The organism is Aliihoeflea sp. 40Bstr573, from assembly GCF_024105655.1.
In the GTDB taxonomy this organism is placed as follows: domain Bacteria; phylum Pseudomonadota; class Alphaproteobacteria; order Rhizobiales; family Rhizobiaceae; genus Aliihoeflea.
This window is the reverse complement of the sequence record NZ_JAAAMH010000018.1, coordinates 44,998-54,647: the sequence shown is the minus strand read 5'-3', so window position 1 is coordinate 54,647 and position 9,650 is coordinate 44,998. Positions and strand designations below refer to the sequence as shown.

10 protein-coding genes and 1 pseudogene are annotated in these 9,650 nt (G+C 63.5%); 6 read left to right on the top strand and 5 right to left on the bottom strand.

Annotation, left to right across the window (positions count from 1 at the left end; all coding sequences use genetic code 11):
• The coding region (locus GTK01_RS17290; protein WP_252928320.1) for a serine/threonine-protein kinase at positions 1–1,180 on the top strand (1,180 nt) is incomplete at its 5' end.
• Between the two features lie 447 nt (positions 1,181–1,627).
• Here GTK01_RS17290 and GTK01_RS17285 read toward each other — a convergent pair.
• The 3 genes from GTK01_RS17285 to GTK01_RS17275 all read right to left on the bottom strand — a co-directional run bounded on the left by GTK01_RS17285 (position 1,628) and on the right by GTK01_RS17275 (position 4,024).
• Positions 1,628–1,876, bottom strand: a complete 249-nt coding sequence (locus GTK01_RS17285; protein ID WP_252928318.1) for a ParB N-terminal domain-containing protein — start codon at positions 1,874–1,876, stop codon at positions 1,628–1,630.
• 109 nt (positions 1,877–1,985) lie between these two features.
• On the bottom strand, positions 1,986–2,765 hold the full coding sequence (locus GTK01_RS17280; protein ID WP_252928316.1) for an SDR family oxidoreductase: 780 nt from the start codon (positions 2,763–2,765) through the stop codon (positions 1,986–1,988).
• 863 nt (positions 2,766–3,628) lie between these two features.
• Positions 3,629–4,024 (bottom strand): cupin domain-containing protein, encoded by a 396-nt coding sequence (locus tag GTK01_RS17275; protein WP_252928314.1) that lies wholly within the window; start codon positions 4,022–4,024, stop codon positions 3,629–3,631.
• Positions 4,025–4,420: 396 nt separating this feature from the next.
• On the opposite strand from GTK01_RS17275, the gene GTK01_RS17270 reads away from it, so the two are divergent.
• The 4 genes from GTK01_RS17270 to GTK01_RS17255 all read left to right on the top strand — a co-directional run bounded on the left by GTK01_RS17270 (position 4,421) and on the right by GTK01_RS17255 (position 7,726).
• On the top strand, positions 4,421–4,642 hold the full coding sequence (locus GTK01_RS17270) for a heavy-metal-associated domain-containing protein (RefSeq protein ID WP_024845349.1): 222 nt from the start codon (positions 4,421–4,423) through the stop codon (positions 4,640–4,642).
• 78 nt (positions 4,643–4,720) lie between these two features.
• Complete coding sequence (locus tag GTK01_RS17265) at positions 4,721–6,667, top strand: cation-translocating P-type ATPase (protein WP_252928313.1); 1,947 nt, start codon at positions 4,721–4,723, stop codon at positions 6,665–6,667.
• A 92-nt stretch (positions 6,668–6,759) separates the two neighbouring features.
• Complete coding sequence (locus tag GTK01_RS17260) at positions 6,760–7,404, top strand: DUF924 family protein (protein ID WP_252928311.1); 645 nt, start codon at positions 6,760–6,762, stop codon at positions 7,402–7,404.
• 91 nt (positions 7,405–7,495) lie between these two features.
• A complete protein-coding gene (locus GTK01_RS17255) occupies positions 7,496–7,726 on the top strand; it encodes a hexameric tyrosine-coordinated heme protein (protein ID WP_252928322.1) in 231 nt (76 codons plus the stop codon).
• A 14-nt stretch (positions 7,727–7,740) separates the two neighbouring features.
• On the opposite strand, the pseudogene GTK01_RS17250 reads toward GTK01_RS17255, so the two are convergent.
• Positions 7,741–8,274: pseudogene (locus GTK01_RS17250) on the bottom strand (HAD-IC family P-type ATPase); the annotation flags it as partial.
• A gap of 38 nt (positions 8,275–8,312) precedes the next feature.
• On the opposite strand from GTK01_RS17250, the gene GTK01_RS17245 reads away from it, so the two are divergent.
• Positions 8,313–8,708 (top strand): TetR family transcriptional regulator C-terminal domain-containing protein, encoded by a 396-nt coding sequence (locus GTK01_RS17245; RefSeq protein WP_252928309.1) that lies wholly within the window; start codon positions 8,313–8,315, stop codon positions 8,706–8,708.
• A 262-nt stretch (positions 8,709–8,970) separates the two neighbouring features.
• Here GTK01_RS17245 and GTK01_RS17240 read toward each other — a convergent pair whose 3' ends face one another.
• Entirely contained in the window at positions 8,971–9,528 is a 558-nt protein-coding gene (locus GTK01_RS17240; RefSeq protein WP_252928307.1) for a hypothetical protein, read from the bottom strand.
• Between the last annotated feature and the right edge of the window lie 122 nt (positions 9,529–9,650).

The window sequence follows — 9,650 nt, the reverse complement described above, 5'->3', positions numbered from 1 at the left end:
AGTACGGCTCAATCCGGCGCATCTGCGCCGCCGTCAGCATCAGCAAATCACTCAAGGCAGCACCTCCTGCCACCTTGAATCACCCAACAGCCATCAACTCAACAAATTAATGGGTCCTGACCCTAGCCGCCCTCGCCGCATGGATGAGCCTCTGATGTCTGCTTTTGCTTCCCTTACGTTCCAGCCTGGTGAAATCCTGCTCAATAAGTATGAAATTATCCGGCCGCTAGGCAGCGGTCAGTTCGGCGAAGTCTTCCACGTCGTAAACCGAAACCTGAATCGCGAGTCCGCCCTGAAGCTAATCCGCGTCGCTAATCCCGTCGGCCATCGCGCCGTAGTTGAGGCGCAGGCACAAAGCCTTTGCGGTCATGATCACGTCGTGAAGGTACTCACAGCCGACGTCTTCGACGGCGCTGTACTCATCGAGATGGAGTACCTGGAAGGCGGTTCGCTGGCCGATCGGCTGCAACGGGAGTTCGTTCCAGTAATCGAAGTTATTGGCTACCTGAAACAGATCCTGTTTGCCCTGGAACACGCTCACAACCGCGGGATAGTGCACCGCGACGTCAAGCCGGGCAACATTATGCTGACGGGCGGGATCGCCAAGCTGTCGGATTTTGGCACCGTCATCCATCCGGAGAGTGGGGTTAGGGTAACTGACTACTTCTATCGTCCGCATGCCTCGCCCGAGGCCATCAACAACGAGGAGTTCTCGGCAGCCAGTGACGTGTTCGCCGCGGGAATGACCCTGCTCCGTGCCGTGAACGACATGACCGGGTGGGACGCAGTGCTGAACAACGCCACTTGGCCCACCCTCGTTATAGAAGGCAAGCTCGCAAACCTGATAGGCTACGCCGATCACATGCCACCTAAACTGAAGCGCATTATCAGGAAGGCGATCAATCCTGTCGTTGCCAGAAGGTATCCGACGGCTGCCGCCCTTCGGCAAGAGTTGGAGCGGCTTCGGCCGGCCCGGCGCTGGATCCGCTTGAACGATAATGAATGGATCTGCGCGTTTGAAGGAAGGGAGGAACGCGCCTTCTTCCAGCCACGCATCAAACCGTCAGTAGAATACATTATTGGAGGACGTCGACGTCGCCCGGACTGCAAGAGCTACAGAACTGAGTTAGAAGCGCGGACGCGTTTGGGAGAGTTGGTGGCACGGTCAACGTTGGCGTGACTGAACCAACCTGGCGAGTTCCGAAGTTGCTATGCCCAAGCATGTAGACGTAGCCTGTCATGACGGCCACGCTAGCACCGGCGACCCGAAAAACTTATCCCCCTCGCCCTAACCTCCCCCATACTCCCCCGCATCGCCCTCGTGGGAACCGGTGCGCACCGGGTGTCGGGAGGGCGGCGATGACCTCCCCCCGATGGGCGTCGGACCCCGCTGGGCACGTGAGGGCTGGGAACAGGCCGGCGCGGTCGTATGACCGTGCGGGAAAAGCCGCGGCGGCGACAATCTTCTGATCGTCTCTGCTGTGACCGGCCGAAAGCCAGACAGCCATCGGCGGGGTGCGCGGGTTCGCGCCACTCTCCTACATATCGGAAGGCACGGCCCGCGCGCCCCGCTTCCCGTTCTTCGACAATGGCCGGATGCCGAGAAGGCAGGCGCGGTGAGCGCGAGCTAATGCCTGCGCGCCTGCACGAGATAGGCGTCGATCGTCGTCTCGCCGAGAAACCTCATCGCCTCGAGCCGGTGCAGCCCCTCGACCAGAACGTAGCGCGCACCGTCCTCGCGCACCTGGATCGGCGTTTTCAGCCCGTTTTCCAGAATGTCCTCGGCGAGCACGCGCGCCGTTTCGGGATGAAGCGTCTTCTTGCGCGCCGTCGGCACGTAGACCGCGTCGATGGGGACGGGCTTGGAACGCAGCATGAAGTCTCCTCGCGGGCGCTGGGTGGACGTTGGACTAGATCAGTTCGCCCCCCGCGCGGCAAGACGAAGGAAAAGGGATGCGGCCGCCGTGGGCCGCATCCGGGCGGCGTCACAGCGTCGCGTTGATGGCGCCGCCGTCGAGCAGGATGTTCTGGCCGACGATGTAGCCCGCATACGCGCTGCAAAGGAACGCGCAGGCCGCGCCGAACTCTTCGGTCGTGCCGAAGCGGCCGGCCGGATTGGCCGCATAGGCCGCCTCGCGGGCCTCGTCGACCGTGATGCCCTTCTGCTTCGCAGTGTTGTTCATCAGCGATTCGATGCGCGCCGTCTCGTGCTGGCCGGGCAGCAGGTTGTTGATCGTCACGCCGTGCCGCGCAACCTGGCGCGAGGTGCCCGCGACGAATCCGGTCAGTCCGCTGCGCGCCGCGCCCGAAAGGCCGAGCGCCGGGATCGGCGCCTTGACGGAGCCGGAGGTGATGTTGACAATCCGGCCCCATTTGCGCTCGATCATGCCCGGCAGCACAGCGGTGATGAGGTGGATCGGCGTCAGCATGTTGGCGCGGATCGCGCCTTGCCACTCCTCCTCGCCCCACTCGTTCCACAGCCCGGGCGGGGGCCCGCCCGCATTGGTGACGAGGATGTCCGGCGCAGGCGCGACCTCGAGCAGCTTGGCGCGGCCCTCCGGCGTCGTTACGTCGGCCGCAACAGTCGTCACCTTGACGCCGTAGCGCTCGGCAATCTCGCCCGCCGTTTTCTCCAGCGGCTCGGCCGAGCGCGCATTGAGCACGATGTCGACGCCGGCTTCCGCCAGCTTTTCCGCCGACCCGCGCCCAAGCCCTTTCGACCCGCCGCAAACAATGGCCGTGCGGCCCCTGATTCCCAAATCCATCTGGCCCGTCTCTCCCGCTTGTCAATTGCGCCAAACATTCCGCCCTTCCCGAAAGAAGGTACACAAGCGCAATATACCGCCCGCGCCCGGAAGCACACCCCCCCGGCGTAAGGCGATTGGAGCAAACCTTTGCAGCCCCCCACGCCAGCTGCCCTTATGGCGGCTTGTGCGGGTGTGCTCACGGATTTGCTGAATGGATTGTGGGGGCAGGATCTGCCATTGCGTCCGTGCGTCTCATGGATCGCGGACCAAGAACTGCCGGATGCCGGATCGAGAGGCTGGCTCGGCGCGGCGCAAGTTGTGGGATTTGGGTGGTTTTGTTTGGTTGCGGGGGCTGGATCTAATCTTCACTTGCTGCCCGAACAAGTAAAGATGGTTGCGGGGACCGGCATCGATCACAACTTGCAATCAGCGCCGGTAAAGATGGTTGCGGGAGTACGCACCCATCTCTACTTGCTTTTCCAGACAGCGGCATAAGAGCCGATCCCCTTGCCAAGGTTGGAGGGCGAGGGTTCCAATACCGTTCACCAAGTTGCATCGGAACACTGCGCCGCCCCATTTACACGATCCAATAGATGCCGTTCGGCATGCACCGGCGCTCTCCGTCGCGAACGGTAAGCAGGGGCAACGGCAGTTCGAAGAGCAGACCGTCGATGACCGGCACCACCATGGCACCGATGGCGAATGTCAGGTCTGACGGATAATCGCAGCCGCGCGGTAGGAAGTCCGGCGGGCATCGAGGTCTTCAAATCATCTCCGGGTAAAGAATTGTCATCTTGCCCTCTCGCGGTTCGGTGCGGGAGAGCAAGCAGGAACACCATTCATGGGTGTTGTCACCGCAAATCACCGTTTGCCTAACGGCGTTATTCGCTGGTCTTTCCGTCGAAATGTTCATGAGCCGCGTCGGCTTCAGTCCTGGTTGGATGAACGACGCCGTCGACATGCTCGGGCGGGCTGTAGATCGTATAAAGCTTCAGCGGCTCATTGCCGGTATTCTTGACGTTATGCCGCGCCCCGGCGGGAACGATCATGGCCATATCGGCCTTGATCCTGCTCACGTTGCCCTCGATCAGGATTTCGCCTTCGCCATCCTCGACGCGGAAGAACTGGTCGCCGTCGTCATGAACCTCTTCGCCGATCTCCTCGCCGGGCTGAAGCGCCATCAGGACGAGCTGCATATTCTTTGCCGTATAAAGAACACGGCGAAAATCCGTGTTCCCTTCGGTCAGTTCCTCGATGTCATCAACAAATCCACGCATGATATACTCCTTTATTTAGTTCATTGCATAAATGTCGGCTCGTTTCGTCATCTCACTCAAAGCCGACCCATGAGATCTTCGCATGTGGCCATGTCGCCGATACGAATTCGGCGTGAATACGCAGGCCTCCCCTCCAGCAGCGGCGCATCTCACCATCAATGCATCCGCCAAGAAGTCGAAAATCGCTACCTGTGCATTCATGCACGGAAGTTCCTTTCGTTGGACAACAATTTCACCACAACTCCCAATGTGGTCGCCCGATGCACCAGAACCAAGGTAGCTTCCTGTGCATTCATGCAAGTTTGGCTTGCCGGTTTCGCCAATCGCAAGGCGGAGTCGAACCCTTAGATCAATGATGCAGGGACACCCCTCCCCATTATCGAAAGGAGCCCGATCATGACCCAGAAAACCATACTGCGCAGCGATGAGCTTTCCTGCCCATCCTGCGTGCCGAAGATCGAAAAGGCGCTCAACGCCCTTCCGGGTGTTGCAAAGGCCGAGGTGCGTTTCAACACCGGCAAGATCGAGGTCGAGCACGACCCCGCGCAATCGAGTGTCGAGGCCCTGGTCGAGGCGGTGCGCGGAACCGGCTACGAGGCGCAGCCTGCCGCCTTCTGATCGGCACTCCGCTTGTTTCGCCGCGCCGCGAGCCGGCGCGGCGGCCGTTTCCAGAGATCTGAATGAAAGGAGGATGAGATGACCAGTCTCGTCACCAGTATCAGGAGCGCCTTCGTGCATCCGGCACGGCGGCGCTTCTGGCTGACGGTCGGCAGCGGCGGGTTGATCGCGGCCGGCCTTCTGGCGCGCTACGGCTTCGGCATGATCGAGGCATGGACGGCTCTGATGGTCGCGGCGGCTTTTCTTGCCGGCTCCGACATCGCCATCCGCGCCTGGCGCTCGCTGCGTGTAAAGCATTTCAGCATCGAGCTGCTCGTCACCGTCGCGGCGGTCGGTGCGCTCATTATCGGCGAGGTCTGGGAGTCGGCGGCTGTCACATTCCTCTTCATGTTCGGCGGGTGGCTCGAGGCGCGCACCATGGGCCAGACCCGTGGCGCGCTGAAGGCGCTGCTCGATGCCGCACCCGCCACGGCAACTGTACTGCGCGACGGCGATCCCGTCGAAATACCAGCACATATGGTCGAAATCGGCGAGACCGTTCTGGTCAGAGCCGGTCAGCGCATCCCGGTGGACGGCGAGGTGACCGAAGGCACCGCCGCCGTCAGCGAGGCGGCGATTACCGGTGAGCCAATGCCCGCCGAAAAAGCGCCGGGCAGCCACGTTCATGCAGGAACGATCGCCGAGAACGGGTTGCTGCGCATCCGCGCCACCAATGTCGGCGCCGACACCACCCTTGCCCGCATCATCCAGCGCGTCGAGGAAGCGCAGGAGGAAAAGGCCCCGAGCCAGCGCATGATCGAGCGCTTCGCGCAATGGTATACGCCGTCGATCATCGGGCTCGCGATCGCCGCTTTCGCCATGACGCAGGATATCCGCCTGGCGTTGACGCTGCTGGTCGTCGGCTGCCCCGGCGCGCTGGTGATCTCGACGCCGGTTTCCATCGTCGCCGGCATCGGCCGGGCGGCGCGCAGCGGCATTCTCATCAAGGGCGGCCAGCATCTGGAAAGTGCTGGCCGGATCGACACGCTGGCGCTCGACAAGACCGGCACGTTGACGGAAGGCAAGCCGCAGCTTGCCTCTATCGTCGCGCTGGGTGGCGTTGCCGAGGCCGAGTTGCTGCATCTGGCCGCAACCGCCGAGGCCGGATCGACCCACCCGCTCGGCCGCCCGATTGTCGAGGCCGGCCGCAAGCAGGGCCCGCTTTCCACGCCCGAGGCGCTGGAGGAACATGCCGGCATGGGCCTCACCGCCCGCATCGACGGTCGGACGATTGCCGCTGGCAACCGCCGCTTGATGGATACGCTCGGCATCCCGCTGGGCCAGGAGGGCGAAGCTGCACTGGAGCGTCTGCTCTCCAACGGCCAGACGCCGATCCTCGTGGCGCGTGACGGGCAGTTGATCGGACTGCTGGGCATGTCCGACATGGCCCGCGAAGGCGCGGCGGAAGCCATCGCCCAGCTGCGCGAGATCGGCATAGGCCGCGTGGTCATGCTGACCGGCGACCAGCATGGCGCGGCCGAGGCCATCGCCCGCGAGGTCGGCATCGACGAGGTCCATGCCGGGCTGATGCCCGAGGACAAGCTGGAACTGATCCGGAAGATGAAGGCGGACGGCGCGCATGTCGCCATGGTCGGCGACGGCATCAACGATGCCCCCGCTCTCGCCGCCGCCGACACCTCGATCGCCATGGGCGCGGCCGGCAGCGACGTCGCCATCGAGACCGCCGACATCGCGCTGCTGAAGGACGATCTCGGCAAGATCCCGGAGGCGATGGCAATCTCGCGCGCCACGCTCGGCAATATGCGCCAGAACCTCGTTATCGCGCTGGTGACGGTGGCGGGATTGCTGGCGGGCGTGTTCTCCGGCAATGTCCACATGGCCGGCGGCATGCTGGTCCACCAGCTTTCGGTGCTGATCGTCATCGCCAACGGCATGCGCCTGCTGCGCGTACCGAAGGCCACCGCGCCCGGCGGGAGGGCTGCAAAAGCCGCCGCCCTTCCCGCGACCGAGGCCGCGCGCGGCTGAAGCCTCCTCGCAGACCCCGCTCCGATGCGGGGTCTGTTGTTCTTGCCGCGCCAACCCTGTCTCATCGCTGGCAACTGCCGGAAAGGATCGACATGGATACCAGCACCGCCCCATGGGCCAACGTTCTCGACTTCTGGTTTCCTGAAGGCCGCTCCTCACAGATAAAGGCCGAAACTCATCGCAATCACTGGTCGTGGCGGCTGCATGGCGGAGCGGATGACGCGATCGTCGCGCGCTTCGCCGACCTCACAAGCCGCGCAGCCTCAGGCGATCTCGACGACTGGGCCAGCGACCCCGCAGGCAGGCTGGCGCTCATTATCGTGCTCGACCAGTTCTCGCGCTCGCTGTGGCGCGGCACGCCGCGCGCTTTCGCGCAGGACCCTGCCGCGCTGTCGCTGGCGATGGAGGGGTTCTCGAACGGCCATTACGCATCGCTGCACGTGCCATGGTTCAAAATCGTCTACAGCCAGCCGCTTGGCCATTGCGAAGGCCCGGACCATCTCGCGCGCATCGACCTGCTCATCAGGCTTCGCGAGGAGATCGCAGCGCAAGCGCCCGCTTCCCTTCAGCCAACCTACCAGTCACTGGTGAAGCAGGCCGGCGACGTACGCAAGGTCATTGCCGCTTTCGGCCGCCACCCGCACCGCAATCAGGTCCTCGGCCGAGCATCGACGCCGGCGGAAGAAGCTTACATCGCCGGAGGAGATTTTCCGCACGAGAGGGCGTTTCGGGCCTGACGCCCGGCGGGCCTGGCCACAGGGGATGCTTTCGCCGGCGGTTCACGTAGACTACGGTTGTTGCGCATTCATATTCCTGGAAGGAAACATCATAGCTGACCCTTGGCTTCCCTCACTCAAGACAGTGACCCCGCAGGAGGGGTTCGACCTTGCCACCAAAATGGCGCGCGTCGGCGTCAAGGTCACCCAGCCTTCCGCCGAAATTCGCGACAAGCTGCGCGCGGCCTACGATCAGGATACCACCCAACTGATCGCCTCCTCGCAGGTGATCGCCATCCATTTCCAGACGGTCGCGGCCGCCAACAATTACTGGCGCGATTGACGCCACGGCGTTAGTCAAAGTTTCAGCCCCCGCAACCGCAGCGCGTTGGCGATGACGCTGACTGACGACAGCGACATGGCGGCCGCCGCGATGATCGGTGACAGGAGGAGACCGAAAGAGGGGTAAAGCACGCCTGCGGCAACCGGGATGCCGGCGGCATTGTAGATGAAGGCGAAGAACAGGTTCTGGCGGATGTTCGCCATGGTCGCCTCAGATAGCCGCCGCGCCTTGACGATCCCCATGAGATCGCCCTTGAGCAGGGTGACTCCGGCGCTTTCAATCGCAACATCGGTGCCCGATCCCATGGCGATGCCGACATCGGCAGCCGCCAGCGCCGGCGCGTCATTGACGCCGTCGCCCGCCATCGCCACCACCCGGCCTTCCGCCTTGAGGCGGCTCACCACGGCGCTCTTTGCATCCGGCAGAACGTCGGCCTCGACCTCGTCGATGCCCAGCTGGCGGGCGACGGCTTCGGCCGTTGTTTTATTGTCGCCGGTCAGCATGACGATGCGGATGCCCTCGCCATGCAGCGCGTTCAGCGCTGCTGTGGCTTGCCGTAGCGGACCACGTGGCCGGGGAACTGGCTATGAAATGGGAGCAGGCTCTCAATGAGACCGACGACCCTATCGATCGCGTCAAGGCGTTGATGGGCGCGCAACTGGGGCAGATCGTGGCCACACCGGCGCTGCCGATGCTGCTGTTCTCGCGCGAGCTGAATGTCGGTAACGAGGATCTGCGCGCCGCCTTTCGCGGCCTGTTGATGAAGTTTCAGGCGCTGATCGTCGCCGAACTGGCGCGTGGCCAGGACGCCGGCTCTCTTCGCCGCGAAGTTGTCCCGGAAGATGCCGCCGTTCTGCTGACGTCGCTGGTGCAGGGCATGGCGATCCGCTGGTCCCTTGGGGCGCGCAACTTCTCGCTGATCGGGGAAGGAAAGCGGCTCCTCGACGTGCAGCTGCGGCTTCTGGCCGCGAAGGAGGACTAAGTCATGCGGCGGCGGTGGATATACGGTGCGGTGGCGGTGGTTCTGGTGCTGGGCGCAGGCGTACTGTTCCTCACCGAGCGGCCACTCACGGTCAGTGTGGTGCAGCCCGAAGCTGATTGTAAAGATCGAGTGCATGAGCGGCGTTGTCGGGTGTGCCGACATCGAGCAGACAGGAGAAATGGGTGAAATAGTCGGCCATGACAGGCTCCTGAAACGACAAAGTCCGGCGCGAGGCCGGGCTGATTGAAGAAAGAAAAAGGGATCAGGCTGCTTGCGGCAGATGGAACAGCTCGGCGGCGGTCTCGCGCCAAAGCGGATCGACCAGCCGGGCTTCCAGCAGTGCCGCCCGGAACCGCAGGGCGCTGGCCGACGCATGATCGCCCCGCCCGGAGGCAGCGAATGCCAGGCCGCGCTGCCGGCTGGCTTCGATAACGATGCGGCGGGCCTCGCTGTCGCTGGCAACCGGCTGCTGCCAGAGGATGATCCCGGCACGGATTTCACCGGCGAGGACCAGGCCGAGCGCGCGGTCCTGAATGACAATAAGGCGCGGCTCGAAGCACAACCCGGTGTCGTCGCCACGGCCGATATCACCGCGCGAAACGCAGAGCCCGGCAAGAGCGATGGCACCTTCCGGCGATGCAGCCTCGCCGAGCAAGACGCTGCGGTCGCGATAATCGGCATCCGTGGCTCCGGCATAGCTGACGGCGCCAAGGCAGGAAATGCGCAATGGCAACTTCTGCGCCCGCTGATATTCGGGTAGTACCCGGCTGGCGAGAATCCGCCCGATCGGGGCCAAGGTGGATTGGCTGCTATGGATCATCTGGATCGCTCCGCGACGGGCGCCGAGAGCCTTTCTCTCAACATCCAACCCGTCACGGCCAAAGGCCCGACCTCTTCCTCTCATCTGCCGAAGGCGTCCGTTTCTGGCGATGGGCCAACCGT

Bases quoted from the DNA above. Each gene is read 5' to 3' on its own strand.
- GTK01_RS17245 (WP_252928309.1), top strand. From the start codon at position 8,313: ATGAAATGGGAGCAGGCTCTCAATGAGACCGACGACCCTATCGATCGC.
- GTK01_RS17280 (WP_252928316.1), bottom strand. From the start codon at position 2,765: ATGGATTTGGGAATCAGGGGCCGCACGGCCATTGTTTGCGGCGGGTCG.
- GTK01_RS17275 (WP_252928314.1), bottom strand. From the start codon at position 4,024: ATGCGTGGATTTGTTGATGACATCGAGGAACTGACCGAAGGGAACACG.
- GTK01_RS17285 (WP_252928318.1), bottom strand. From the start codon at position 1,876: ATGCTGCGTTCCAAGCCCGTCCCCATCGACGCGGTCTACGTGCCGACG.
- GTK01_RS17260 (WP_252928311.1), top strand. From the start codon at position 6,760: ATGGATACCAGCACCGCCCCATGGGCCAACGTTCTCGACTTCTGGTTT.
- GTK01_RS17270 (WP_024845349.1), top strand. From the start codon at position 4,421: ATGACCCAGAAAACCATACTGCGCAGCGATGAGCTTTCCTGCCCATCC.
- GTK01_RS17240 (WP_252928307.1), bottom strand. From the start codon at position 9,528: ATGATCCATAGCAGCCAATCCACCTTGGCCCCGATCGGGCGGATTCTC.
- GTK01_RS17265 (WP_252928313.1), top strand. From the start codon at position 4,721: ATGACCAGTCTCGTCACCAGTATCAGGAGCGCCTTCGTGCATCCGGCA.